The following is a 26281-nucleotide window of genomic DNA, read 5'->3' as shown; positions in this document are numbered from 1 at the left end:
GCATCGCCCGCAAGGCGGCAGCCCTCGGCCCGGGAGACCCTGCAGCGCGACGGCGACCCTCACTGGGTCGCATCACGCCGAAGGCATCCACCGAAGGGCTCCTGCGATGAAGGCCGTCGCCGCCGTCGACCTCGGGGCGACCAGCGGACGCGTGATCCTCGGCTCCGTCAGCCACGACGAGCTGCGGCTGCGGCACGTCGCGCGGTTCCCGAACCAGCCGGTGCGCACCCACGAGGGCGCCTCCTCCGCGCTGCACTGGAACATCCTGGAGCTGTACCGCTCGCTGACGGCGGGGCTGGCGAGCGCTCTCCGCGAGGAGCCGGAGACCGTCTCGATCGGCGTCGACTCGTGGGCCGTGGACTACGCGCTGCTGCGCGAGGGCCGGATGCTCGGCGCCCCGTACCACTACCGCGACGAGCGGACCGTGCGGGGGGTCGCCGACGTCCACGCCCGGATCGACGCGGACGAGCTCTACCGGCGCAACGGCCTCCAGCACCTGCCCTTCAACACGCTGTTCCAGCTCGCCTCCGAGCGCGACGTGCTCGCGCTCGCCGATCAGGCGCTGCTCGTCCCCGACCTGATCGGCTACTGGCTGACCGGGATCGCAGCGACCGAGATCACGAACGCCTCCACCACCGGGCTCCTCAGCCCGCACACCCGCGCGTGGGACGAGGACCTCCTCACGCGCCTCGACCTTCCGCGCGGGATCCTGGCGCCCCTGATCGAGCCGGGCACACGGCTCGGCACGCTCCTGCCCTCCGTCGCCGCCGACCTCGGCGCACCGGAGAGCCTGGGCGTCGTCGCCGTCGGCTCCCACGACACGGCCTCCGCCGTCGTCGCCGTGCCCACGACGGGTGATCACGTGGCGTACATCTCGAGCGGTACCTGGTCGCTCGTCGGCGTCGAGCTCGAGAGGCCGGTGGTCTCGCCGGAGGGTCGGGCCGCCGGCTTCACCAACGAGGGCGGCGTCGACGGGCGTGTCCGCTTCCTGAAGAACGTGTCGGGACTCTGGCTCCTCTCGGAGTCGATCCGGACCTGGGAGAAGCAGACCGGCGAGCGGATCGAGCTGCCGCTCCTGCTCGCCGAGGCCGCCGCGATCCGCGGCCGCATCACCGTCTTCGACGCGGCCGACGAGCGCTTCGTCGCACCGGGGAACATCCCCGGGCGGATCGTGGAGTGGTGTGTCGAGCGCGGGCTCGAGCAGCCCCGCTCCCGCGCGGAGTTCGTGCGCTCGATCCTCGAGTCCCTCGCCGAGGCCTACGCCACGACCCTCGAGCAGGCGTCGGCGCTCTCGGGCACGCCGATCGACACTGTGCACATCGTGGGCGGAGGATCGCAGAACGAGCTGCTCTGCCGGCTGACCGCCGACCGCACCGGCCGCACCGTGCTCGCCGGTCCGGTCGAGGCCACCGCGATCGGCAACATCCTCGTCCAGGCCCGCGCTCAGGGCCTCGCCAGCGGATCACTCGAATCGCTCCGATCCCTCGTGCTCCGGGCCTTCCCGCCGGTCCGCTACGACCCCCGCCCCTCCTCCTCCGAGAAAGGCTGACCGCATGGTCCAGCGCCAGTTCCCCAAGCCCGTCGAGCTGCTCGAGTACCTCAGCTTCAAGAAGCCCGAGCTCGACGGCCGCAAGCGCCGCCTCGACGCCGCCCTCACCGTCGAGGACCTCCGCACCATCGCGAAGCGCCGCACCCCCAAGGCCGCGTTCGACTACACCGACGGCTCCGCGGAGGGCGAGATCTCCATCGCCCGCGCTCGCCAGGCGTTCGAGGACGTCGAGTTCCACCCCCAGGTGCTGCGCGACGTCGCCTCCGTCGACACCACCGCCACCGTCCTCGGCGCGCCCTCCGCCCTGCCCTTCGGGATCGCGCCGACCGGGTTCACCCGTCTGATGCAGACCGAGGGCGAGACCGCGGGCGCCGGCGCCGCGGCCGCCGCGGGCATCCCGTTCACGCTCTCCACCCTCGGCACCACCTCGATCGAGAACGTGAAGAAGGCCAACCCGAACGGCCGCAACTGGTTCCAGCTGTACGTGATGCGCGACCGCGAGATCTCCTACGGCCTCGTCGAGCGCGCCGCCGCCGCGGGCTACGAGACCCTCTTCTTCACCGTCGACACCCCCGTCGCCGGTGCCCGCCTCCGCGACAAGCGCAACGGCTTCTCCATCCCGCCGCAGCTCACCCTCGGCACCGTGCTCGACGCACTCCCGCGCCCGTGGTGGTGGTACGACTTCCTCACCACGCAGAAGCTCGAGTTCGCCTCCCTGAGCGCCACCGGCGGCACCGTCGGCGACCTGCTCGACCTCGCCATGGACCCCACGATCAGCTTCGAGGACCTCAAGGTCATCCGCGAGATGTGGCCCGGGAAGCTCGTCATCAAGGGCGTGCAGAGCGTCGAGGACGCCCACAAGTTCGCCGACTTCGGCGTCGACGGCATCGTCCTCTCCAACCACGGCGGCCGCCAGCTCGACCGCGCCCCGATCCCCTTCCACCTGCTGCCCGAGGTCGTCCGCGAGGTCGGAGACGACACCGAGGTGATGGTCGACACCGGCATCATGAACGGCGCCGACATCGTCTCCTCGATCGCCCTGGGCGCGAGGTTCACCCTCATCGGCCGCGCCTACCTCTACGGACTCATGGCCGGCGGGCGCCAGGGAGTCGACCGCACCATCGCGATCCTCTCCGACCAGATCGTCCGCACCATGAAGCTCCTCGGCGCGCACTCCCTCGAGGAGCTCACCCCCCAGCACGTCACGCAGCTCGAGCGCCTGCAGCCGCGGCCCCGGAGCTGAGACGAGCAGCGCGGACGCCTGCGTCCTTCCTCCGAAGACGTCCGCGCTTCTCCCGCCCCTTGCTCCTGTCGCTAGTCTTGAAGCGCTTCATTCTTCCGAGGACTCAATGACGAGGAGCAGGACATGCATTCGATGACAGAACGCCACGGATCAGCGGACGGCGCGGCGCCGGGCCATCGGCGCCGCAGACGAGCAGCCCTCGCCGGGATCGCCGCTCTCGGGATCGCGGCATTCGGCCTGACGGCGGCAGGGTCGGCCGCCCCCGCGGTCGCGGTCGGGGGCAGCGTCTCCGTCACCTGGAGCTCGGACGACGGCGCCTACCGCCTCACGGACCGTCCTGCCCGGACGCTGACGACGAGCGGGACCACCACGACGGACGCGAGGATCACCGTCGACCCGGGAGCCGCGTACCAGCGCATCCTGGGGCAGGGCCAGTCGCTCGAGAGCAGCAGCGTGGCGAACATCGCCGCACTGTCGCCGGACAAGCGCGAGCAGCTGATGAACCAGCTCTTCAACCCTTCCACCGGCAACGGGTACAGCATCATCCGCCTCGCGATGGGATGCCCCGACTTCTGCTCGCAGGAGTTCTACACGTACGACGACGTCCCCGCCGGTCAGACCGATGAGAGCCTCTCCGGCTTCTCCATCCAGAAGGACATCGACGCGGGCATCATCGCCCTCGCTCAGCGGGCGAAGCAGATCAATCCCGCCATGACCTTCTACCTGTCGATGTGGTCGGCGCCCGCCTGGATGAAGACCAACCAGAGCCTGAGCAACGGCGGCTCGGTCAAGCCCGAGTACTACGACGAGCTCGCCCGCTACCAGCGCCTGGCGATCCAGGCCTATCAGGCGCAGGGGATCCCGATCACCGCACTGACGCCGCAGAACGAGCCGAGGGTCGTCACGAACTATCCCACTGGCGAGTGGACGGGCGAGCAGATGCGGGACTACGTCCGCGACCACCTCGGTCCCGAGCTGGAGCGGTCCGGCCTGTCGACCGAGATCTGGGTCGGCGACGACAACCCGCCCCGGCTGAAGGACTTCGTCCCGGCGATCCTCGACGACCCGAACGCAGCCCGGTACGTCGACGGTGTCGCGATCCACGACTACAGCGGTGACGACCCGACGGTGCTCTCCGAGTTCCAGGTGAAGTACCCCGGCGTCCCGCTCCATCTGACCGAGCGGACCTACTACGGCGTCACCGGCGAGCGGAACACGGTCGACGGCAGCCGGCAGGCCGGAGTGACCCGGGTCATGGACTTCTTCCGCAACGGCCTGACGAGCTGGACGTACTGGCTCAGCTTCTTCGACACGAACGGAGAGCCCAACACCGGCCCGCTCCGCGCCGAGTGCTGCTCCCTCCCCGTCACCGCTGCTCCGGGGGCTCTCGACGCCTACACGCTCAACCGCGACTACTACCTCTACGGGCAGTTCTCGCGCTACGTCGTGCCGGGCTCGGTCAGGATCGGGTCGGACCAGACGTCGCGCGACGTGACGAACGTCGCATTCCGGACGCCGACCGGGACGATCGTCGTCGTGGTGGCGAACAGCGCCGCGAGCGCCCGCTCCGTGACGATCTCGTCCCCGGACGGCGTGGTGACCGACACTCTCCCCGCCGCCGCCGTGGCCACCTACCGCTGGGCGGGGACGACTGCGCAGTCCGACGCCCGGCTGGGCTCGTTCGAGCTGGTCAACCGAGCCCACCCCGACCTGGCCGTGCACACCACGAAGGAGACCTACCTCGGGAATCCGGATGCGACCCGCGCCGTCGCGACTCCGATCGCGTGGAACCTGCTCGAGCAGCGCTGGACGATCACCTCGGCCGGCGGCGGCTACTACCGCGTGACGAGTCGCAGTGCACCGTCGACGGTCCTGCACACCACCGGCGAGCGCTACCGGGGCTCCAGCTCCGTCTGGAGCATCGCGAGCGTGTCGGGTGCTCTGAACTGGGACGAGCAGCTCTGGCGGATCGAGCCGACGGGCGACGGGTACTACCGCCTGATCAACAAGGCCCGGGGCACCGCACTCCAGGTGACGGGCGACGTCTACAGCGGCTCGAGCGCCGCCCGCGAGCTCGCCGGCTCGCCCGCCTCGTGGAACACGGCCGAGCAGCAGTTCCGGCTGGTGCCGGCCGCCTGAGCGGCCCCGCGCACGAAGGGCGTCGCTCCTCCTGTCGGAGGGGCGGCGCCCTTCGTCGTGCCGCCAGCCGCGCTCCACTGCTCCCCTCACCGGGCGCGCTCCCACCCGGCGCGCTCCCACCCGGCGCGCTCCCACCCGGCGCCGCGCACAGCGAACGGCCGCCGGCCTCCGAGGAGGGCCGACGGCCGTTCAGTGCGTCCGGCGGGCGCCTAGCGGTACGAGCGGACCGGGCCCGTGTTGCCGGCGACGTCGGTCGCGCGGTACTCCACCTTGATGTAGCTCGGCAGTCCGAACAGGACCGGGCTGCGGTAGGTCAGCCATGGGGTCATGCGCGTGATCCCCTTGACGGAGATCTGGTACCGGTACTCGACCTTCTGCACGCCCGACGTCTCGTCGGTCGCGGTGAGGGCCACGCGGTAGCGCGACTTCTGCGCCGCCGCGACGGCCGGAGCGGTCCGGTCGATCCTGCCCGACCACTGCACCGTCTCGGAGACGTTGCCCGAGGCGTCGGTCGCTCGTGCGACGAGCGAGTGCTCGCCGTCCGTGTCGAAGACGACGGGTCCCGTGACGGGGGCGAAGTCGCCTCCGTCGATGCTCGCCTCGACGGCCGGTGCCGCGTCGACGTCGTCCGTCGCCGTGGCGGTGACGGTCACCGGGGTGCGGTACCAGCCGGCCTCGCCGGTCGGCTCGGCCGGGTCGATGCCCAGGGTCACGACCGGAGCGGTCTCGTCGACGACGGAGGCTCCGACGGTGATCGAGTCGGTCAGGCGGATGTCGCGCGAGGAGGCGCCGGCGTAGAGTGCCGTCTCACCCTCGGGCGTGACCCAGGCGTCGGACTCGGCGTCCCAGTAGGCGAGGCGGTTCGTCGAGTCGTACAGCGGGACGGGGATCTCGACGGTCCCGGTGGCTCCGGGCTCGAGGGTGATCTGTCCCCAGCCGAGCAGCTGGCGCTCCGGCGTGACGACCTCGTCGGTCGGCAGCACGCCGTGGTAGAGGTTCACGGTCTCGGTGCCGGCGACGTCACCGGTGTTCTCGACCTCCACGCGGACGAGACCGGGTTCGGACGTGCCGTCCGCGCCGGTGACCGGGTCCTGGACCTCGATGCTGCGGTAGTCGAAGTCCGTGTACGAGAGGCCGTAGCCGAACTCGAACAGCGGGTCGATGTCCTTCGCGTCGAAGCCGCGGTAGCCGATGTTCACGCCCTCGGTGTACTCCACCGTCAGGTTCCCGGTGTTCACGTCGTAGACGGGGTTCTCGATGCCGAGTTCCTCCGTGACCTGCTCGGTCGACTTGGGCCAGGTGATCGGCAGCTTGCCGGAGAAGTTCTCGTCTCCGAACAGCAGAGCGGCGACCGCGGTCCCCGCCTCCTGTCCCGGATACCAGGACTCGAAGACCGCGGCGACGTCGTCGACCCACGGCATCTCGACCCCGGTGCCCGTCGCGAGGACGACGACCGTGTTCGGGTTGACCGCGGCCACGGCCGAGATCAGACGGTCCTGGTTCTGCGACAGCGCGAGGGTTCCGCGGTCGAGCGACTCGCCCATGTAGTCGTTCGCCACGACGACCGCGACGTCGGACTTCGCGGCGGCCGCGACGGCCTCGACGATCTGCGGGGAGGCGGCGGCGGTGGGCGGCGTCCAGTCGAGGCGGATGGCCGTCCCGATGTTGCCGCTGGTCGAGCAGCACTGACCGGGCGCGTCCGGAACGTAGTCGATCCGGATGTCGTAGCTGCGGCCGGCCTCGAGGACGCGGTCGACCGAGTAGGTGTCCATCGTGTCGGTGTCGACGTCGAGGACCTGCTCTCCGTCGACGTACAGGGTGGCCGAGCCGAGGGCTGTGAAGCCGAGACCGTAGGTCCCCGACACGGTCGGGTTCAGCGAGCCGGTCCACCGGGTGGCGGTGGGCGCTCCCGCGAACGTCGTCACGGGAGGGAGCTTCGGCGCCGGCGACGGGTCGTAGCCGAAGGTGGCGAGGAGAGCGACGAGGCCCTGACCCCAGTTGACCTGGTCGTCGACACGGGTCGTGACGGCGGGTCCGCTGAAGTCGGGCGAGCCGAACCACTCGCCGGTGATGCCGGGCGTGGTGCCGTCCGCGGCGCGGAGCACGCCCGAGGGGATCGGCTGGGCGCCGGGAAGCAGATCACCGGGGCGGACCGGGTCCCAGCCCTCGACGTGCTCGACGGTCGTCCCGGCGCCTGCGCGCTCGGTGATGCCGTCGAGGATCGTCGACGTGCTGGTGGGGTTCACGACGATGTCGCTGCCGAAGCCGGTCATGTAGCGGTCAGCGCCCTCGCCGATGACGGCGATGGAGTCGAGCTCATCGGCGTCGAGGGGCAGAGCGTCGTCGCTGTTGCGGAGCAGGACGGAGCCGTCGACCGCCATGCGGTAGGCGGCGTCGCGGCCCTCCTGCACGACGGAGGCGGGCAGCGGTGCCGCGGCGGGCGCCGGGTTCTGCAGGCTCCCGGGCGGCGGGTTGTCGATCAGACCGTGCTCGAAGTAGGTCCGGAGCACGCGGTGCACCATGTCGTCGAACCGGTCGGGGGCGATCGTGCCGTCCTCGACCGCGGCACGGAAGGTGGCCGCGTCGGGGAAGTTCGGCCCGCACACGTCGGTGCCCGAGTTGTAGGCGCGCAGGGTGACGCAGGCGTTGAAGTCGGAGGAGATCCAGCCCGGGAAGCCGAGGTCGCCCTTCAGCGTGTCGGTCATCAGCGGCGGGTTCTCGCACGCCTTGCTGCCGTTGACCTTGGGGTAGGCGCACATGATGGCGCCGGGGTCCGCCTCGACGATGGGCTCCCACTGCCGGACGTAGAGCTCGCGGAGGGTGCGCTCGTCCACGACCGTGTTCATCGTGGTGCGCGAGGTCTCCTGGTTGTTCGCGACGAAGTGCTTGGGCAGCGAGTAGACGCCCATCGTGTCGTTCGTGTCGTTGACGCCCTCGATCACGCCGGCGGGCATCAGGCCTCCGAGCAGGGGGTCCTCGCCGTAGGTCGCGAACTGGCGGCCGTGGAACGGAGTGCGACGGAGGTCGGCGGCGGGACCGGCCCAGCCGGAGAAGCCCGTGAGGTGGGCCTCCTCCCCCGCGATGCGCCCGAACTCGCGGGCGAGCTCGAGGTTCCACGACGAGGCGATGGCCTGGCCGGCGGGGAACGCGGTCGTCGGAGTGCCTGCGGCGATCACACCGCTCGCGCCGTCGATCTCCCGCCGCGCGGGGATGCCCAGCTCGGGGATCGCGACGGCGCCGCTGCCGCTGCCGGCGAAGAGGGTGAGCTTCTGGTCGAAGGTCATGGCCTCGGCGAGCAGATCGGCGCGCTCGTCCGAGGAGAGGGTCGTGTCCATCCACGGGTCCCCCTCCGCCGCCGCGGCGGGCACGGCCGAGGCGGTGGCGATGAGGGCTCCGGCGAGCGCTGCGGAGACGAGGCCCCGCAGCCAGGGCCGGAGGGACGGTCGGGACGAGGGATCCCCTCGTGAGGTATCGGACTTCGACAGCGGCATCGCTGACCTCCAGGCGGTGAGAGCGCACAGCGGTCAGGGGGAGTGAGGACGCCGTTGTGCACGCTCAACGTGACAGTTGAAGCGCATCAAGTCAATGCATTCCGGCACGCGCTCACTATCCGGCCGACCTGTGACGGAGCTGGGGACTCGCGAAGAGGTCGTCTCGAATCGCTTCGCCTCCGGCCGGCTCACCGGAGCGGACCACCGGACGAGCGCGGACGGCGCCGTCGCCTCCTCAGGTGCGCGAAGATGGAGCGATGGACTCTCCGGCGGCGACGAACGATGCGCGACGGGGCGTCCGCGCGACCGATGGGGCGAGGACCGGATCGGCCCCGGGCACTCCGGAGCGGGTCTCTCCTCCGCGGATGGAGGACGTCGCCAGACGCGCCGGCGTGGCGCTGGGCACCGTCTCGAACGTGCTGAACCGCCCCTCGCTCGTCTCAGCAGCGACCCGGTCGAGGGTCCAGCAGGTGATCGACGAGCTCGGCTTCGCGCCCAATCGCGCCGCCCGCGCTCTCGCCGCAGGGACGAGCAGCACCATCGGCTTCGTCGTCATCGACCTCAGCAATTCGTTCTTCCTCGACATGGCCCGGGGAGCGGAGCAGGCCGCGGAGGCCGCGGGGATGACGGTGGTCCTCGGCAACGCCGACGTGCGGGCCATCAAGCAGCGCACCTACCTCGACCTCTTCGTCGAGGAGCAGGTCGCCGGCATCCTCCTCGCCCCGCTCCCCGAGACGGCGGCGGACGCGATCGGGAGGCTCCCCTCGGGGCGCCGACTGGTCTTCCTCAACGACTCGGCGGTCGACGGCGCCTGCACGGTCAGCGCGGACGACGAGCACGGCGGGTACCTCGCGGCCCGGCACCTGATCGATCTCGGGCGTCGTCGACTCGCGTTCGCAGGCGACCCCGCCATCGCGGTCCCCGTCCGCGATCGGCTCCGCGGAGTCGAGCGCGCGGTCGCCGAGAGCAACGGCGCCGTCTCCCTGGAACTGGACCTCACGCCCGAGGTGCAGGTCGAGGACGGGCGCCGCTTCGGCCATCTCCTCGCCGACCGGGCGGCCGCCGACCGGCCCGACGGCGTCGTCGCCGCCGCCGACCTCCTCGCCCTCGGCGTCCTCCAGTCCCTCCTCGCGCGCTCCGACCTCCGCGTCCCGGAGGACATCGCGGTGACCGGGTACGACGACAACCGCTCGGCCTGGGACAGCGTCGTGCCGATCACGACCCTCGCCCAGCCCGGCGAGGCGATGGGCGAGGCCGCGATGAGGCTGCTCCTCGACGAGATCTCCGACCCGGAGCACGTGCACCGCCACGAAGTCCTGCGACCGCGCCTCGTGATCCGCGGCAGCACCGTCCCGCGCTGACGCCCTCGGCGCAGCCGCGGCGGCCACGCCTCGCAGAAGGGGACCGGCCGCGGCCGATCCCCTTCTGCGCCTGCAGTCACCTCATCCGCTCAGCAGACCCGCGACTCCGCCAGCGTCCTCGTGCCCGTCGGCAGCGGCTCGGCGAACGAGTGCTCGCCCGGGCCCACCTCCACCGCGCTCCGACCGGGCAGGACGACCTCGGCCGTCGTGCCGATGGGGACGACGACGGAGACGGACAGCACCGTGTCCGAGACCTCCCAGTCGATGCTCGCGTCGCCGTACGGCGTGCGGTGCGTCGCTCCGGCCGACGTCAGCCCCCCTCCGGGTCGCGGCTCGAACCGGATCCGGCGGTAGCCGGGCGCGGCGGGAGCCAGGCCCGCGACGACCCGGTGGAGCCAGTCGGCGACAGCGCCCAGCGCGTAGTGGTTGAACGACGTCATGTCCCCGGGATTGACGGTCCCGTCGGGAAGCATGGAGTCCCAGCGCTCCCACGTCGTCGTGCCGCCCATCGCGACGGTGTAGAGCCACGACGGGCACTCCTCGGTGAGGAGCATCCGGTAGGCCTCGTCGAGGTGCCCGCCGAGCGTCAGCGCGTCGGAGACGACCGGGGTCCCGGCGAAGCCGGTGGCGACGCGTCCGCCGGCGGCGTCGACGAGCTCCGCCAGCCTCCGGGAGCCGGTCGCGGACGAGTCGGCGTCCGGCCACAGCCCGAAGACCGTGACCAGGGAGAGCGCGGTCTGGGTCTCCTCGCGGAGCCGCCCGTCCGGATCGATGTACCGGGCCGCGAAGGCTCTCACCACCCGCTTCCCGAGATCACCGAAGTAGGCCTCGTCCTCCCGCTCACCCACGATCCCCGCGATGCGGGCCAGGGCCCGCGCCGACCGCGCGAAGTAGGCCGTGGCCACGAGCGCGGGATCGGTCGTCGCGAGTGCCGGGTCGTCCGGTGGCGCGGCCGGGTCGAGCCAGTCTCCGAGCTGCATCGTGCCCTCGCAGATCAGATCGTCGCCGGCCCGCTCCTGCACCTGCAGGACCCAGGCCCTGGCACTGGCGTACTGGCGCCGGAGGAGCCCGGCGTCGCCGGTGCGGTCGTAGAGGACCTCCGGCGTGAGGACGGCGGCGTCGCCCCAGACGGCGACCGGGTCGACCGGCGCGTCCGCCCAGGATCCGAGCGGCAGGTAGGGGACGTAGAACGGCACGGTGCCCCGGTCGTCCTGGTCGTGCGCGAGGTCCTGCAGCCAGGAGGCGAGCATCCCCGTGACGTCGAAGAGGAAGGCCGCGGTCGGCGCGAAGACCTGGATGTCGCCGGTCCACCCCAGGCGCTCATCGCGCTGAGGGCAGTCGACGGGCAGATCCACGAAGTTGGACCGCGCGCTCCAGACGACGTTCTCGTGCAGCCGGTCCACGGCCTGGTTGCTGCTGCGGAACCATCCGGTCCGCTCCATGTCGGAGTGCAGCACCCGCGACACCACGGAGGACGCTTCGAGGGGACCGCGCCATCCCGAGATCTCGGCGTAGCGGTATCCGTGGATGGTGAACCTCGGCTCCCACGTGAAGTCGCCGCCGGCGAGCACGAGGCGGTCGGTCGCGTCGGCGCCACGGAGCGTCCGAGTGTAGAGCTCGTCGTCCTGGAGGACCTCGGCGTGCCGCAGCACGACGGTGTCCCCCGCTCCGCCGCTACCGGAGAGGCGGAGTCGCCCGGAGTGGTTCTGACCGAAGTCGAGCAGCCAGCGGCCGTCGCCCCGGTCGTGGACGGCGACAGGGGCGAGCTCGCCGGTGCAGCGGACGGGCGAGCCGGTCGGAGCGACCAGGATCGAGGGATCGGCGGGGGTCACGCGTGCCGGGGACTGCTCCCCGGACCACCCGGGGGTCGACCACGCCGGATCGTCGAGACGGAGGTCCGTGTGCTCGCCTTCGTAGAGCCCCGTGCTGAGGATCGGCCCGGCGCCGACGGTCCAGTCCGCGCCGCTGGCGATCGTGACGAGAGTGCCGTCGGCCCGCGTCAGCTCGATCTGCACCAGCGCGCTCTGATCGGATCCGTAGACGTCGGTGAGGCCGCCGTCGAACCCGACGAGGCCGCGCCACCATCCGTCCGCGAGCCAGATCCCGACCGCGTTCGGACCGGGGCGGAGGTGGGAGGTGATGTCGTACGTCGCGTAGCGGAGCCGGTGGCGGTAGGTCGTCCAGCCCGGCGTGAGCTCCTCGTCGCCGACGCGCAGCCCGTTGACCTCGGCCTGGGCGAGGCCGTGCGCGCTGAGATAGAGGCGTGCCCGGACCACGTCGGCAGGAGAGTCGAACTCGGCTCGGACGCGTGACGGACGCCGGAGACCCGATGCGTCCTCGTCGTCCGGCCCGACGAACGACGCCTTCCACTCGTCCGGACCGAGGAGGCCGACCTCGACCGTCGACGGAGCGCTCCAGCCCGCTCCTTCGAGAAGAGGGCGGACGCGGACGGAGACGCGCTCCCGCGAGCGGAGCGGACGCGCCGGCCACCCGACGAGCACCTGCTCAGGCCCCGTGTGCCGGTGGACGCCCACCTCCGGACCGGACCCCGGTCGCTCGATCGACACCTCGATGTCGACCCCGGCCTGGACGTAGCCGGGCGGGGCGTCGTCGTAGCGCCACGAGAGCCGCGGCCTGCTCTCACCGATGCCCAGGCGGCCGACCTCGTGGTGCTCGAATCGGACGGAGGCCACGGAGACGGCGGCGCTCATCCCTTGACCGCGCCCGCGGCGAGCCCCCGCATGACCTGCTGGTTCAGGAACACGTAGAGCACGAGGATGATCAGCACGTTGATGCAGATGGCGGCGAAGGTCGGGCCGTAGTCGACGACGCCGAACTGCCCGGTGAAGTTCAGCAGGCCGACCTGGACCGTGCGCAGACTGTCGTCCGTCGTGAACGTCAGGGCGATGAGCAGGTCGTTCCACATGAAGAAGAACTGGACGAGCGCGATGGTGAAGACGGCGTTGCGCATCATCGGGAACGCCACGGAGACGAACGAGCGGATGATGCTGGCGCCGTCGAGAGTGGACGCCTCGAAGATCTCGCGCGGGATCGCTCGGAAGTAGGTCGCCATCATGAACACCGTCAGCGGCAGCGCCGTGGCCGTGTAGGTGATGATCAGCGGCCACAGCGATCTGCTCAGACCGAGGTTGAAGTAGACGGAGAAGAGCGGCAGCAGGATCATCTGGCCCGGGATCATGATCCCGACCAGGAAGAGCAGAAGCATCGTGCGCCGGCCCTTGAACACCATGATCTCGAGCGCGAAGCCCGCAGCGGTGCCGATCACGAGGGTGATCAGCAGCGCGGGGAAGACGGCGAGCACCGAGTTGAGCAGGTAGCCCGCGACCGAGCCCCAGGCCGTGGTGTAGTTCGAGAAGTTCAGCCAGTTCTCGGGGAGGGCCCACGTCGGGTTGTTGAGGAACTCGTCCTGCGTCTTGAGCGATCCCAGCAGGAGCCACACCAGCGGGTAGACGAACACCACGAGGAGCACGGCGACGACGAGGTAGAGCGGCAGGCGCTTTACGAAGGCGGTGCCGACGCCCCGGCCCGCTCGGCGCGGACTGCCGGGTCGCTGCGATCGGACGGCGGTGGCCGCAGCTGCGGCAGCGGTGGTGGTCATGCGCGATCCTTGTCGGTGGTCATCGAGCCGCGGAAGATGACCGCTGTCACGAGCAGGCACATCACGGTCAGCAGCAGGGCGATCGTCGCGCCGTACCCGTAGTCCCCACCTGCGAAGGAGGTCCGGTACATGTACAGCGTGAGCGGAGTGGTCGAGGTCCCCGGTCCGCCACCGGTCAGGGCGTAGATCGAGTCGAAGACCTTCAGCGTGCCGTTGATGCTGAAGATCGCCGAGGACACCACGATCGGCAGCGACAGCGGGAGGATCACGTGGCGGATCAGCTTCCCCTTCGAGGCGCCGTCCAGGCTCGCCGCCTCGATGACGTCGTCCGGGATGTCGAGGAGGCCGGTGTAGAGCAGGACTCCGTAGAAGCCCATCGCCCGCCAGATGTCCATCAGCGCGATGACGATGAAGGCGGTGTCGGCGCTGCCGAGCCAGTCGACGGAGGGGATGCCGACCGAGTTGAGGACCGAGTTCACGAGGCCCGTCTGCGGGGCGAACTCGAACAGCTTCTGGAACAGGAGCGAGACCGCCACGGTCGGGAGCACGACGGGGAAGAAGATCAGGGTCCGGATCAGGCTCGACGCCCGCTTGAGGAAGAACTGGTAGAGCAGCGCGAGCAGGTAGCCGGCGACCACCTGGCCGACGGTGACCAGCAGGGCGTACTTGACGGTGAATAGGACGGCCGGCCCGACGGACGGATCGCTGAAGAGCCGTTCGAAGTTGCTCAGCCCGGCGAAGCTGAAGCCGCCCAGGACACCACCGGTGAAGAAGGTGTATCCGAGCGACCAGAGCATCGGCAGCAGCATCACGGCGGTGTAGACCACGAGCGCGGGGCCGAGGAGGAGGGCGATGGCGCGCTTGTCCGCGAGCACAGAGTTCATGGTGTCCTCAGGGGAAGAGGGAAGGAGAGGAGGGGGACGAGGGCGGGGCCGGAGCCCCGCCCTCGTCGAGAGGCTGCTACTGGCCGAGCGAGGACTGCACGGTGTTCATGAAGTCCTGACCCGAGAGCTGGCCGGCGCCGAGGGGGCCGCCGTTGCTCTGGCTCGTCGTGGTGGCATTGGCGCCGAAGAGCGCCTCGAACCAGGCCACGCTCTGGTCGGTCGCGGCGATCTGGTCCTGCACCTGCTGGGTGAGGGCGGGGATCTCGACGTCGCCGTTCACCGTGAATCCGGTGATCTGCCCGGCTTCGCGCAGCGCGGCCGCCGCGTAGTTCTCGGAGATGCAGGAGGCCCAGTTCTGGACCTTCTCGTCCTCGTAGGCCGTCTTCGAGAACGCGATGCTCGTTCCGACGTTGGCGGGAGTCTGATCGGTGGTGCCCACTCCGCCGTCGACGGTCGGGAACGGCATGAAGCCGACGTTGTCGACGCCGATCTTGTTGGCGGTCTCGTCGGTGAAGTTCGAGACGGCCCAGGAGCCCATGTAGATGAAGGCGGCGTTGCCGGTGAGGAAGCTGTTGAGAGCCGTGGCGTAGTCGATGGACGAGGGCGACGGACCGAAGTCGCCGGCGGAGCCGAGCGCTGCGACCTGCTCGGCGGCCTTCACGTACTCGGGATCGGTCAGCTTCGCGTCCCCGCTCTCGATCCTGCTCATGGCGTCCGGGCCGAGCTCGCGGTAGAGGTAGGCGCCGACCCAGCGGGTGACACCCCATCCGTCGCCGCCCTTGCCCGCGGCGGAGACGGGCTGCACGCCCGCGGCCTTCAGCGTGTCGAAGGCCGAGACCAGGGAGTCCCACGAGTCGGGGGTCGTGATCCCGTTGTCCTTCAGGATCTGCTTGTTGTACCAGATGCCCTCGATGTTGAGCTCGGTCGGCAGGACCATGGTCGTGTCTCCGTAGATGGAGGCGATGCTCGACGCCGCGACCGGCACGAAGCCCTTCGCGATGTCCGACCCGGTGAAGTCGGCGACCTTGTCGGCGGCGAAGAGATCCTTCATCAGGTCGGGCGAGTTGGCCGACACGAAGGCGGACGGCAGAGCGTTCTGTCCGCCGAGCAGCTGCAGCTGCTGGTCGAGCGAGCCCTGCGCCTGCTTGTTGATCTTCAGCGGCAGTGCCTCGTTCTCCGCCGAGCACTCGTTCTCGCTGAGCGAGGTGAGGACCGTGGGGATGGTCGTGTTCTCGTTGATCGCGAGGAAGGTGAACTCGGTGGCCGCGGCGGAGCCGCCACCGCCTCCGCCACTGCAGGCGGTGAGGGCGAGAAGAGTGACAGCGGCCGCGCTGAGTGCAGTGACCGTGCGTCGGGACTTCATGCTGGTGCTGGGCATGGGTTCCTCCTTGAACCTAGAGCTGTGATTGAAGCGCTTCAGACGCCGCAGGTGACACCGTAGCACCTCGTCGCGGAAGCGGCGTCGCCGATCGAGCCGGCCCGCGCAGTGCTCTTCCTCCTGGCGTCAGTGCTCGGCGAAGGTCGGCCGGGGACGGCGCGCCTGCGACCTCGACGGAGCGGGTCCTCCCGGGACGGCCGAGACGGTCCCGACCGGCCCGGGACGCCCACTCTCCCGTCGACCGGCGGCACGCCGGCCCCCGTCACCGGTCGAGGTAGCCCAGGTGCTGGTCGTTGTAGCGGGCGCCGTGCACGCCGAGCCGCTGCGCGAGGGAGGTGAGGTCGGCGGCCTCGTCCGCGGAGAGGGCCACGGCCGTGGCGCCGGCGTTCTCCTCGATGCGGGACGTGCGCCGCGTCCCCGGGATGGGGACGATCCAGGGCTGCTGCGCCAGGAGCCAGGCCAGCGCGATCTGACCCGGGGTCGCGTTCTTCTGCGCCGCCAGAGCGCTCACGTGCTCGACGAGGGCCCGGTTGGCGGTCCGGTTGTCCTCCGTGAAGCGCGGGATGCCTGCGCGGACGTCGCCGTCCGCGAACGTCGTCGAGGTGTCGACCGTGCCGGTCAGGAACCCCTTCCCGAGCGGGCTGAAGGGAACGAAGCCGATCCCGAGCTCCGCGAGGGCGGGCAGGACCTCCGCCTCCGGATCGCGGGTCCACAGCGAGTACTCGCTCTGGACGGCGGTGACGGGGAACACGCTGTGCGCCCGGCGGATCGTCCCCGCGGCGGCCTCGGACAGGCCGAAGTGGCGGACCTTCCCCTCGGCGACGAGCTCGCCGACCGTCCCGGCGACGTCCTCGATCGGCACGTCCGGATCGACGCGGTGCTGGTAGAACAGGTCGATCACGTCGGTCCGCAGGCGGCGCAGCGACTCCTCGGCGACGGCGCGGATCCGCTCCGGACGACTGTCGAGCCCCACGCTCGCCCCGTCCCGGATGTCCCAGCCGAACTTGGTGGCGACGACGACGTCCTCGCGCACGGGCTGGAGCGCCTCGCCGACGAGCTCCTCGTTGACGTACGGGCCGTAGACCTCGGCCGTGTCGAAGAGGGTGACGCCGCGGTCGACGGCCGAGCGCAGCACGGCGATCATGTCGTCGCGGGTGCCGGGGTTCGGGCCGTAGCTCTGGGACATGCCCATGCAGCCCAGGCCGATCGCCGAGACGTCCAGTCCCTGTCCCAGTGTGCGGATGTGCATGTCGGTTCTCCTTCGTTCGTTCCCGGTGGGCGGGCGGCACGATGCGACGTGCCCGCGGGCAGGTCGAGCGCCGGTCAGCGGCCCTCGTACTCGTCGTCGGTGATGTGCTCGGCCCAGGCGGTGGTGGAGGCGGGGTCGTCGGCGTTCTCGAGGATCGCGAGGTGCTCCATGAACACCCCGGGCGCGGAGGCGTGCCAGTGCTCCTCCCCGGGCGGGGTGTAGAGCGTCTGGCCGGCGTGCACCTCGACGACGCTCCCGTCGCGAGTGCCGAAGCGTCCGATCCCGGCGGTGACGTGGAGGTACTGGCCGCGGGCGTGCGAGTGCCAGGCGGTGCGGGCGCCGGGCGCGAAGCGGACCCGGCCGACGACGGTGCGCTGGTCCGCGTCGTGGGGAGCGACGATCGGATCGAGCCAGACGTCGCCGGCGAACTGCTCGGGCGGGTTCGTGACGGTCGGGGTGGGGGGTTCGATGTTCACGGTTCTCCTTCGGTACGGGGGTTCGACCGGTGTCGGCGACACCCGGTCAGGCGTCGTCGCGGGTCGCTCCGGCGACGTCCCGCAGGTCGGCGGCCGCCCAGGCGCCGAGCAGGTGCAGCTGGTCCTCCGCGGGAGAGCCGGGTGCGGCGGCGTAGATCATCAGCGACAGTCCGGGGTCGGCGAGCAGTTCGGTTCCGACCAGCTCGAGGGTGATGGAGCCGACCACGGGGTGGTTCGCGACCTTCGAGACGGCGTCGTGGCGGCGCACGCCGGCGTTCGCCCAGCGGTCGCGGAAGACTTCGCTCCGGGTCGAGAGCTCCCCGACGACCTCGGTGACGCGCCTGTTGAAGGGGTCCCGACCCGCCTCCCGGCGGAGGACCGCGACGGTCGCATCGACGGCGGCGATCCAGTCGGGGTAGAAGGCCTGCGCGGCCGGGTCGAAGACGGTGAACGTGGCCAGATTCGGCCTCGCCGGCCTCCTGCTGTAGATCGGCGAGTAGAAGGCGCGGCCCAGGTCGTTGGCGGCGAGGATGTCCATGGCGCCGTTGCGGACGAAGGCCGGCGCCGCGGTGATCGCCGAGAGCGCGGCGAGGATCCCCGGACGGACCCCCTGCGACGAGGGTCTCCGCGTCCTGGTCCGAGAGGTGGCCTGGGCTCCGCGGGCCAGATCGCCGAGGTACTCGCGTTCCGCGTCGTCGAGCTTCAGCACGTCCGAGAGAGCGTCGAGGACCTGCTCGGACACGCCGGAGATGCGCCCGCGCTCGAGGCGCGCGTAGTACTCGGTCGAGACACCGGCGAGCAGGGCCACCTCCTCGCGGCGCAGTCCCTCGACGCGCCGGCGACCACCGAAGTCCCGCAGGCCCACGTCCTCCGGGCGCAGACGTGCCCGCCGGGTGGTCAGGAACTCGCGGACCTCGGTGCTGTTGTCCATGACGTCCACGCTAGATCGCCCCTCCCGATCCAGAGATGCCCTGCGAGTACGTGGACAAGCGGTTCCTCCCTCGCACGGGCCGGACGCGGTGGACTGGGACCGACCGGCGGGACCCCCGCCGCGAGCACGACCCGTCCCCCGATCGGAAGAAGACGACGATGACCCACTCCCCCTCGAAGCAGATCGGCGGCGGCCGCCGCAGCCTGGGCGACTTCGCCCCGAAGCTCGCCGCGCTCACGGACGACGTCCTCTTCGAGGACGTCTGGAACCGCCCGGAGCTCCCGCCCCGCGACCGCAGCCTCGTCACCGTCGCCGTCCTCGCCGCCGGCGGCGACCTCGACCAGCTCGAGTTCCACCTCGGGCGGGGCGTCGAGAACGGGCTCACCCGGGAGGAGCTGATCGAGACGATCACCCACGTCGCCTTCTACGCCGGCTGGCCCAAGGGCATGGCGGCGATGGCCGTCGCGAAGCGCGTGCTCACGGACTGAGGGACCACCACCGGCACCGCAGCCGATGCGAGGAGGGGGCACTGCTCCTCCGAGCACCGTCCCCGGGGCACCCCTGGCCTTCGATACAGCCGTCCGTGTATCGTCGCGCCCGTGCCCGCCACCGCGACCCTCACCCACTCCGCCGCCCTCGCGCGCCTGGGATCCGCCCTGGCGGACGAGACCCGGTCGCGGATCCTGCTCGCCCTGCGTGAGGCCCCGGCCGTCCCCTCCGATCTTGCGGATGCGCTCGGGGTCTCGCGGCAGGTGATGTCGAACCAGCTCGCGTGCCTCCGCGGCTGCGGTCTGGTGGAGGCCGTGAAGGAGGGCCGGTACACCTGGTACCGGCTGGCCGAGACCCGGATCGCCGGGGCGCTCGACCACCTGCTCCGCCTGGCCCTGGTGGTCGACCCGGACTGCTGCTCCGGCGACGACTGCCGCTGCGCATGACCGCCCTGCGCGCTCCGCTCCTCCCCGCCCGCCGCCGCGTGCTGCAGAGGCGCATCCGCTGGATCGTCGGCGCGACCATCGGCTACAACGCAGTGGAAGCGATCGTGGCCCTCGCCGCCGGGACGGTCGCGTCGTCCACCGCCCTCGTCGCCTTCGGCCTCGACTCCGTGGTGGAGGTGCTCTCGGCCGCGGCCGTCGCCTGGCAGTTCTCGGGGCGAGATCCGGAGGCACGCGAGCGCGTGGCCCTGCGGGTGATCGCCCTCTCGTTCTTCGGCCTGGCCGCGTTCGTCGCCGTCGACTCGGTCCGGGCGCTGCTCGGATTCTCGGAGGCCCAGCACTCCCCCGTCGGCATCGCGCTGGCCGCCGTCAGCCTGCTGGTGATGCCGGCCTTCTCCCTGCTCGAGCGCCGGACCGGCCGCGAGCTCGGCTCCGCCTCGGCCGTCGCGGACTCGAAGCAGACACTCCTGTGCTCGTACCTCTCCGCCGCGGTCCTGGTCGGCCTGCTGCTGAACAGCACGCTCGGATGGACGTGGGCCGACCCCGTCGCCGGCCTCGTGATCGCCGCGGTCGCCGTCCGCGAGGGCCTGGAGGCCTGGCGCGGCGAATCCTGCACGACGCCGATCGCCGCGCTCGCGAGCGAGGACAGCGACGCCTGCAGCTGCTGCTGAAGGTCGGCGTCCGCACCGGCGCGATCCTCGGGCCGATGGAATCCGCGACCTGCGGAGCGAGGCGCACCCGCGTCGGCGGGTCAGGAGGCGCCGGGGCCGCCGGGGATGAGAGGGTTGCGCGGTGTCCACTGCGAGCGTGCCGTCGCCGCGCGCCGGAGTCCGGACCCGGCGCTTCCGGCGCCTCGCGCGCACGGGCTTCGCGGTGAATGGACTGATCCACCTCCTGATCGGCGGCCTCGCCCTGCGCGTCGCGGTCAGCGACGAGACCTCGCGGGAGGCGGACGCGTCCGGAGCGATCGGGCGCATGGCCGACTCCCCCGTCGGCCTCGTGGTGGTCTGGGCCGCGCTGATCGGGCTGGTCGCGCTCGGCCTCTGGCAGCTCTCCCTCGGCGGGCGCTCCTCCGCGCCGGGCCTGCTCGCCCGTCTGGGCCGCCGGATCGTCGAGTCCGGCAAGGGCTTCGCCTCGCTCACCCTCGCGGGCACCGTGCTCGTCTTCGCCCTCGGCGGCTCGACGAGCTCCTCGGCCACGATCCGCCGCATCAACACCGAGCTGCTGACGAGCACGGTCGGCGTCGTGATCCTCGTGATCGTCGGCGGGATCGTGCTGGGCAGCGGGATCGGCTTCGTCGCGATCGGGATCCGGCGCGGCTTCCGCAAGCTCGTCCGCATCCCCGACGGCCCGACGGGGACCGCCGTGCTGATCCTCGGCGCGACCGGCTACATCACGAAGGGGCTCGCGCTCGGCCTGGCCGGCGGGATCTTCGTGGTCGCGGCGCTGACCGGCGACGCCCGCCAGGCGACCGGCCTCGACGGGGCGATCCGCTTCCTCGACGTCCCTCCGTACGGCACGATCGCCCTGACGCTCGTCAGCGCGGGGCTGGTGATGTACGGGCTGTTCCTCGTCGCCCGGGCGAAGCTCGCGAAGCTCTGAGCCGACGCGGCAGTCGTTCACAGTCGCCACCCATATCGCTGAGTATCGTTCGGAGAAACAGGAGGTCATCATGAACGGATCGTCATCGACCGGCGCGTTCGGCACCGGCACGCCCATCGAGAGCATCTGGCGCGCGATGGAGCAGGCCCGCTCCCGCATGGAGAAGCGCGTCGGCTCCCGGGTCGGCCGCGGAGACGTGCGCACCGCGGTGCTCGCGCTCCTCGCCGAGCAGCCCATGCACGGCTACCAGATCATCCGCGAGATCGAGGAGCGCAGCGGAGGCGACTGGAAGCCGAGCCCCGGCTCGGTCTACCCGACCCTCCAGCTCCTCGCGGACGAGGGCCTCATCACGGCCGACGAGCAGAACGGCCGCAAGACCTACACGCTGACCGACGCCGGCCGCGCGACGGTCGCCGAGCACGGCACCTCGACGCCGTGGAACGACTCCGACCACGTCGACTTCGGCGCCCTGCCCAAGGCGGGCCTCGAGCTCGCCCAGGCCGCGGCCCAGGTCGGACGCTCGGGCACCCCCGAGCAGATCCGCAAGGCCGTCGCCGAACTCGAGGACGTGCGCCGCCGCCTGTACGCGATCCTCGCGCAGGACTGACCCGGGTGGCCTCGGTCAGCCCGGGTCCTGCCGCCCCGGGCCACCGAGAGCGGGAGGACCGGCGGCGCTACCGCCGGATCCTCCGCTTCGCCGCGTGGCATCTCGCGGTCACCTGGTTCTTCGACCTGCTCCTGCCGCGGGTGGGGCTCACGCGCGTCGCGCTCCGCACCCGGCCCGGCCGGATGCGCCGCTTCGCCCGCAGCTTCCACGTTCTTGCGGTCGATCTCGGCGGCCTGATGATCAAGGTCGGCCAGTTCATGTCGTCGCGCCTGGACGTGCTGCCTCCCGAGATCACGCGCGAGCTGGAGGGGCTGCAGGACGAGGTCCCGCCCGTCCCGTTCCCGCGCATCCGGGCGCTGGCCGAGTCCGAGCTCGGGCTGCCGCTCGAACGCGCGTACGCCGGAGTCGACGAGTCGCCGGTCGCCGCCGCCTCGCTCGGCCAGGCCCACCGCGCCCGCCTCTCCCCCGTCGACGCCGAGGACACCGGCTACTCCGCCGCCATCATGAAGGTGCAGCGGCCGGGGATCGACCAGATCGTCGAGGTCGACCTCGCGGCTCTGCGCCGCGTCGGCGGCTGGCTCAGTCACGTGCGCCTGGTCTCGGACCGCGTCGACGCCCCGGCGCTCGTCGAGGAGTTCGCGGTCACCAGCCTCGAGGAGATCGACTACCTGCAGGAGGCGGCCAACTCCGTCCGCTTCGCCGCCGACTTCGCGGGCGACGCCCGGGTGGCCGTCCCGGACGTGGTCTGGGAGCGCTCGACCCGCAAGGTCCTCACGCTCGAGGACGTCACCGCGATCAAGATCACCGACCACGCCGCACTGCTGGCCGCCGGGATCGATCCGCGGGAGGTCGCTCCGGTCTTCGCGGCCGTGATGTTCGACCAGCTCTTCACCCTCGGCTACTTCCACGCGGACCCGCACCCCGGCAACGTCTTCGTCACGCCGACTCCCGGGGGCGAGCTGCCCTGGCGCCTCACCTTCATCGACTTCGGGATGATGGGCGAGGTGCCGCCGAGCACGCGCGCGGGCCTGCGCCGGATGCTGATCGCCGCCGCCTCCCGCGACGGCAAGGGCCTCGTCGACGCGGCCCGCGCGGTCGGCGTCCTCCTCCCCTCGGCCGACTCCCGCGAGCTGGAGCGGGCGCTCACGCAGCTCTTCGCCCGGTTCGGCGGGATGGGCTTCGCCGAGTTGCGGGAGGTGGATCCGCGCGAGTTCCGCGACTTCGCCGTGCAGTTCGGCGACGTGGTGCGCGCCCTGCCGTTCCAGCTTCCCGAGAACTTCCTGCTCGTGATCCGCGCGATGTCGCTGACCTCGGGCGTCTGCAGCGCGCTCGACCCGGCGTTCAACCTGTGGGACTCGGTCGAGCCCTACGCGCAGCAGCTGATCCGCGAGGAGCGCGGCTCCGTCGTGCAGGACGTCGGCAAGCAGGCCGTCGACACGCTCGGCCTGATCTGGCGCCTGCCGCGCCGACTCGACGAGCTCCTCACGACCCTCGACGACGGCGAGCTCGCGGTCACCGTCCCCACCATCGAGCGTCGGCTGAACCGGCTCGAGGGCACCGTCCGCCGCGTGATCTCGGCCGTGCTGTTCGCGGGCCTGCTGATCGCGGGCGCCGTCGTGCGCCCGGACGACAGCGGCTTCGGGACGGTGCTGATGATCGCGTCGGCGCTTCCCCTCCTGCACGCCCTGCTGGCCCGCGGGCCGCGCGGCTGACGACCGCGCAGCAGAGACGGGGCGACCAGACGCCCGCCATACGCGGCGGTCCGTAGCATGACGGCATGCGCGTGCTGATCGTCGAGGACGAGCCCTACCTCGCCGAGGCGGTGCGCGACGGGCTGCGCCTCGAGGCGATCGCGGCCGACATCGCCCCCGACGGCGAGACGGCCCTCGAGCAGCTGGCGGTGACCGACTACGACGCGGTGCTGCTCGACCGCGACCTGCCCGGCATCCCGGGCGACGAGGTGCTGCGGCGGATCGTCGCGGACGCGCTGCCGGTGCGGGTGCTGATGGTGACCGCGGCGGACCGGCTCGACGAGAAGGTGAGCGGCTTCGAACTCGGGGCGGACGACTACATCACCAAGCCCTTCGCCCTCCGCGAGGTGGTGATGCGCCTGCGGGCCGTCGCGCGCCGGCCGGCCGAGGGCGCGCCTCCGGTGCTGGAGTTCGCCGGGCTCCGGCTCGATCCGTTCCGCCGCGAGGTCTACCGCGGCGACCGCTACGTGGCGCTGACGCGCAAGGAGTTCGCCGTGCTGGAGGTCCTGATGGCCGCGCGCGGCGGGATCGTGAGCGCCGAGACGCTGCTCGAGCGGGCCTGGGACGCGAACGCCGATCCGTTCACCAACGCCGTCCGGATCACGATCTCCTCGCTGCGCAAGCGGCTCGGCGACCCCTGGGTCGTCCGCACCGAGCCGGGCGTCGGCTACGGGATGGTCGACCCCGGCGCCGCGGCACCGTGAACGTCCGCCTCCGCCTCACCCTCAGCTACGCGGGGTTCCTCCTCGTCGCGGGCGGAGCGCTCATCGCCCTCCTGTTCTACGTCCTCCGCTTCGTGCCCGACCAGCAGATCGACGCGGGCGGACCCTTCGTGCCGAGCCGCACGGACCTGATCGAGGCGCTCCTCCCGCGGGTGTGGCAGGTGCTCCTCGCCCTGGCGGTGGTGGGGCTGATCGGAGGCTGGTTCCTCGCCGGGCGGATCCTGCGCCCGCTGGCGAGGATCAGCGCGGTCGCCCGGGAGGTGGCCGCCGGCTCGCTCGACCGGCGGGTCGGGCTCGGGGGCCGACCCGACGAGTTCGGCCTGCTCGCCGACGCCTTCGACTCGATGCTCGAGCGGCTGGAGCACTCCTTCGCGGAGCAGCGGAGGTTCGCGGCGAACGCCTCGCACGAGCTGCGGACCCCGCAGGCGATCGCGCGCAGCATCCTCGACGCGGCCCTCGCCGACCCCGGGAGCGGCGACCCGGCCGAGACGCTCCGGCGCCTCGACGAGACCAACCGGCGGGGCACCGAGATCGTGGAGGCACTGCTCGCCCTGGCGGCCCTGGACTCGTCCGAGCCGCTCCTCCGGGAGCCCGTCGACATCGCCGAGACCGCCTCCGACGTCGTCGACGAGCTGCGCCCGCTGGCCGAGGCCTCCGGGATCGTCGTGGTCGACGAGCTGGGCGAGGGCTCGTTCGACGGGCATCCGGTGCTGGTGCGGCAGCTGCTCGGCAACCTCGTGCTGAACGGCGTCCGCCACAACCTGCCGGAGGGCGGACGGATGGTCGTCGCGACGCGGACCGCTCCCGACGGAGCGGTCGAGGTCGCGGTCGTCAACACCGGACCGGTGGTCCCCGACGCGCTGCTCGCCACGATGACCGAGCCCTTCGTGCGCGGCGCCGGACGCACCGCGGGCGGGGCGGGCGCGCGCGGCGCCGGGCTCGGACTCGCGCTCGCCGCCAGGATCGTCCAGGTGCACGACGGCGAGCTGCGCCTCGACGCCCGCGACGAGGGCGGACTCACGGTGACGGTGCGGTTCCCCCCTCCCGGCGTATGGTCGGCGTCTGCTCGGCCCTGACGCTCCCGTCACTGCCGCCCTGGTGTGCTCGATGCATGCGATCCACCTTCGTCTCCCCCCACCGTCCGCGTCGCGTCGGCTCCGCCGTGGTCGCGGCCTCCCTGGCCGTCGTCCTGCTCGCCGCCCTCCTCGGAGCGGCGTCGTGGGCCCTCCTGAGCGAGCGGCGCAGCAGCCCGACAGCGGCCGCCGAGCTCTTCTCCGGCTCCCTCGGCGACAAGGACGGCTACATCGAGGAGGGCGAGTCGGTCTCCCCCTTCGCCGACGAGCTCCCGGCGATCGCGCGCCTCGACCCCGCCCTGCGCGCCGCCGTGCAGGCCGCCGCCACGGATGCGGCCGCCGACGACGTGCCCTTCGTGGTGACCAGCGGCTGGCGCAGCGAGCGCTACCAGCAGGCGCTGATCGACGACGCCGTCCGCGAGTACGGCGCGGAGGAGGCGGGCCGCCGTGTCGCGTCCGTCACCTCCTCCGCCCACCTCACCGGCGGAGCTGTCGACATCGGCTACACGGACGCGGACAGCTGGCTCTCGCAGCACGGCACCGACTACGGGCTCTGCCAGATCTACGCGAACGAGATCTGGCACTTCGAGCTCGCCACCGAGCCGGGCGGCGACTGCCCGGAGCAGCTGCCGGACGCGAGCGCGACCTGAGCGGACGTCCGGGTCCTTCCGGGGATCCGACGGGTCGCGAACGGTCGTCATCGGGGCAGCGTCGGAGCCGTTCGCGACGCATCGATCGCGCGGGCGGCGGGGCCCGGCGGCGGGGCTCAGCGGCTGGTGAGCAGCTCGACGAACTCGTCGGCCATCGCGAGCTGGGCGCTCAGCGCCTCGCGGCGCTCGCGGGCCTGTGAGACGAAGCCGTCGAGCTGCGCGCGGACCTCGGGCGAGGCGTCGCCGCCCTCGGCCTCGAGCGTGTCGATCACGCGGAGCAGCGCGGCCATCTCCTCCAGCGAGAAGCCGAGCGGCTTCATGCGGCGGATGAGGATCAGGCGGTCGTAGTCGGTGGACGTGTAGAGGCGGAAGCCGCCCTCGGTGCGGCCGGACGCCCTCACGAGGCCGATCTCGTCGTAGTGCCGCAGGGTCCGGAGCGAGAGGCCGGTCCGCTCGGCGAGCTCGCCGATGTGCATGGTGCCGATCCTGCTCACCCCTTCAGATCTACCCTTACGTAAGGGTAGGGTTGCACGTGCTGCTGACACGCCTCTGCAAGCTTGGCATCCCCGCCCGCTTCTGCCGACCCGCCGCCGCAGACCTCCGCGCTCCTCGTCGAGCACCCCT

22 protein-coding genes are annotated in these 26281 nt (G+C 71.6%); 13 read left to right on the top strand and 9 right to left on the bottom strand.

The genetic code is table 11. The annotated features are described in order from the left end of the window. Positions 1-106 precede the first annotated feature (106 nt). The 3 genes from GSU45_RS01925 to GSU45_RS01915 all read left to right on the top strand — a co-directional run bounded on the left by GSU45_RS01925 (position 107) and on the right by GSU45_RS01915 (position 4931). Complete coding sequence (locus GSU45_RS01925; protein WP_159912250.1) at positions 107-1549, top strand: rhamnulokinase family protein; 1443 nt, start codon at positions 107-109, stop codon at positions 1547-1549. 4 nt (positions 1550-1553) lie between these two features. Further along, entirely contained in the window at positions 1554-2792 is a 1239-nt protein-coding gene (locus tag GSU45_RS01920; RefSeq protein WP_159912248.1) for an alpha-hydroxy acid oxidase, read from the top strand. A gap of 132 nt (positions 2793-2924) precedes the next feature. Beyond that, complete coding sequence (locus tag GSU45_RS01915; protein ID WP_159912246.1) at positions 2925-4931, top strand: glycoside hydrolase family 30 beta sandwich domain-containing protein; 2007 nt, start codon at positions 2925-2927, stop codon at positions 4929-4931. Positions 4932-5140: 209 nt separating this feature from the next. On the opposite strand, the gene GSU45_RS01910 is transcribed toward GSU45_RS01915, so the two are convergent. Next, the gene (locus GSU45_RS01910) at positions 5141-8266 is read right to left on the bottom strand and encodes a glycoside hydrolase family 3 C-terminal domain-containing protein (RefSeq protein WP_159912244.1); all 3126 of its coding nucleotides are present in this window, start codon (positions 8264-8266) and stop codon (positions 5141-5143) included. Positions 8267-8787: 521 nt separating this feature from the next. Here GSU45_RS01910 and GSU45_RS01905 point away from each other — a divergent pair. Beyond that, positions 8788-9783: a LacI family DNA-binding transcriptional regulator gene (locus GSU45_RS01905; protein WP_159912242.1), complete on the top strand. Its 996-nt coding sequence runs from the start codon at positions 8788-8790 to the stop codon at positions 9781-9783. An 89-nt stretch (positions 9784-9872) separates the two neighbouring features. On the opposite strand, the gene GSU45_RS01900 is transcribed toward GSU45_RS01905, so the two are convergent. The 7 genes from GSU45_RS01900 to GSU45_RS01870 all read right to left on the bottom strand — a co-directional run bounded on the left by GSU45_RS01900 (position 9873) and on the right by GSU45_RS01870 (position 18320). Beyond that, positions 9873-12494 (bottom strand): family 78 glycoside hydrolase catalytic domain, encoded by a 2622-nt coding sequence (locus tag GSU45_RS01900; protein WP_159912240.1) that lies wholly within the window; start codon positions 12492-12494, stop codon positions 9873-9875. Continuing rightward, a complete protein-coding gene (locus GSU45_RS01895) occupies positions 12491-13402 on the bottom strand; it encodes a carbohydrate ABC transporter permease (protein ID WP_159912238.1) in 912 nt (303 codons plus the stop codon). Before GSU45_RS01895 ends, GSU45_RS01900 begins: the two co-directional genes overlap by 4 nt. After that, positions 13399-14286, bottom strand: a complete 888-nt coding sequence (locus tag GSU45_RS01890; RefSeq protein WP_159912236.1) for a sugar ABC transporter permease — start codon at positions 14284-14286, stop codon at positions 13399-13401. Before GSU45_RS01890 ends, GSU45_RS01895 begins: the two co-directional genes overlap by 4 nt. 76 nt (positions 14287-14362) lie before the next feature. After that, complete coding sequence (locus tag GSU45_RS01885) at positions 14363-15664, bottom strand: extracellular solute-binding protein (protein ID WP_167302038.1); 1302 nt, start codon at positions 15662-15664, stop codon at positions 14363-14365. A 262-nt stretch (positions 15665-15926) separates the two neighbouring features. Beyond that, entirely contained in the window at positions 15927-16913 is a 987-nt protein-coding gene (locus tag GSU45_RS01880) for an aldo/keto reductase (RefSeq protein ID WP_159912234.1), read from the bottom strand. Positions 16914-16987: 74 nt separating this feature from the next. Further along, the gene (locus GSU45_RS01875) at positions 16988-17389 is read right to left on the bottom strand and encodes a cupin domain-containing protein (protein ID WP_159912232.1); all 402 of its coding nucleotides are present in this window, start codon (positions 17387-17389) and stop codon (positions 16988-16990) included. 46 nt (positions 17390-17435) lie between these two features. Continuing rightward, the gene (locus GSU45_RS01870) at positions 17436-18320 is read right to left on the bottom strand and encodes a helix-turn-helix transcriptional regulator (protein WP_159912230.1); all 885 of its coding nucleotides are present in this window, start codon (positions 18318-18320) and stop codon (positions 17436-17438) included. Between the two features lie 158 nt (positions 18321-18478). Here GSU45_RS01870 and GSU45_RS01865 point away from each other — a divergent pair, with 158 nt between their 5' ends. From GSU45_RS01865 to GSU45_RS01825, 9 genes are all read left to right on the top strand, one after another. Beyond that, complete coding sequence (locus GSU45_RS01865; protein WP_159912228.1) at positions 18479-18808, top strand: carboxymuconolactone decarboxylase family protein; 330 nt, start codon at positions 18479-18481, stop codon at positions 18806-18808. Between the two features lie 111 nt (positions 18809-18919). Continuing rightward, positions 18920-19255 (top strand): metalloregulator ArsR/SmtB family transcription factor, encoded by a 336-nt coding sequence (locus GSU45_RS01860; RefSeq protein ID WP_159912226.1) that lies wholly within the window; start codon positions 18920-18922, stop codon positions 19253-19255. Then, positions 19252-19923 carry a cation transporter gene (locus GSU45_RS01855; RefSeq protein WP_159912224.1) on the top strand — a complete coding sequence of 224 codons (672 nt, stop codon included), beginning with the start codon at positions 19252-19254 and terminating at the stop codon, positions 19921-19923. Before GSU45_RS01860 ends, GSU45_RS01855 begins: the two co-directional genes overlap by 4 nt. Positions 19924-20044: 121 nt before the next feature. Next, positions 20045-20854 (top strand): DUF1206 domain-containing protein, encoded by an 810-nt coding sequence (locus tag GSU45_RS01850; RefSeq protein WP_159912222.1) that lies wholly within the window; start codon positions 20045-20047, stop codon positions 20852-20854. A 70-nt stretch (positions 20855-20924) separates the two neighbouring features. Further along, a complete protein-coding gene (locus GSU45_RS01845; protein ID WP_104224292.1) occupies positions 20925-21461 on the top strand; it encodes a PadR family transcriptional regulator in 537 nt (178 codons plus the stop codon). A gap of 5 nt (positions 21462-21466) precedes the next feature. Further along, on the top strand, positions 21467-23173 hold the full coding sequence (locus tag GSU45_RS01840) for an AarF/UbiB family protein (protein ID WP_159912220.1): 1707 nt from the start codon (positions 21467-21469) through the stop codon (positions 23171-23173). A 65-nt stretch (positions 23174-23238) separates the two neighbouring features. After that, a complete protein-coding gene (locus tag GSU45_RS01835; RefSeq protein ID WP_159912218.1) occupies positions 23239-23916 on the top strand; it encodes a response regulator transcription factor in 678 nt (225 codons plus the stop codon). After that, positions 23913-25010, top strand: coding sequence for a HAMP domain-containing sensor histidine kinase (locus GSU45_RS01830; RefSeq protein WP_159912216.1), 1098 nt, complete (start codon positions 23913-23915; stop codon positions 25008-25010). Before GSU45_RS01835 ends, GSU45_RS01830 begins: the two co-directional genes overlap by 4 nt. Before the next feature lie 35 nt (positions 25011-25045). Further along, positions 25046-25657 carry a D-alanyl-D-alanine carboxypeptidase family protein gene (locus tag GSU45_RS01825; protein WP_159912214.1) on the top strand — a complete coding sequence of 204 codons (612 nt, stop codon included), beginning with the start codon at positions 25046-25048 and terminating at the stop codon, positions 25655-25657. A 116-nt stretch (positions 25658-25773) separates the two neighbouring features. Here the strand turns inward: GSU45_RS01825 and GSU45_RS01820 are convergent, their stop codons facing one another. Continuing rightward, positions 25774-26133: a MerR family transcriptional regulator gene (locus GSU45_RS01820; RefSeq protein ID WP_159916787.1), complete on the bottom strand. Its 360-nt coding sequence runs from the start codon at positions 26131-26133 to the stop codon at positions 25774-25776. Between the last annotated feature and the right edge of the window lie 148 nt (positions 26134-26281).

The sequence above is a fragment of the Rathayibacter sp. VKM Ac-2801 genome (genome assembly GCF_009834245.1).
Lineage (GTDB): Bacteria > Actinomycetota > Actinomycetes > Actinomycetales > Microbacteriaceae > Rathayibacter.
This window is presented reverse-complemented; position numbering and strand designations above follow the sequence as displayed.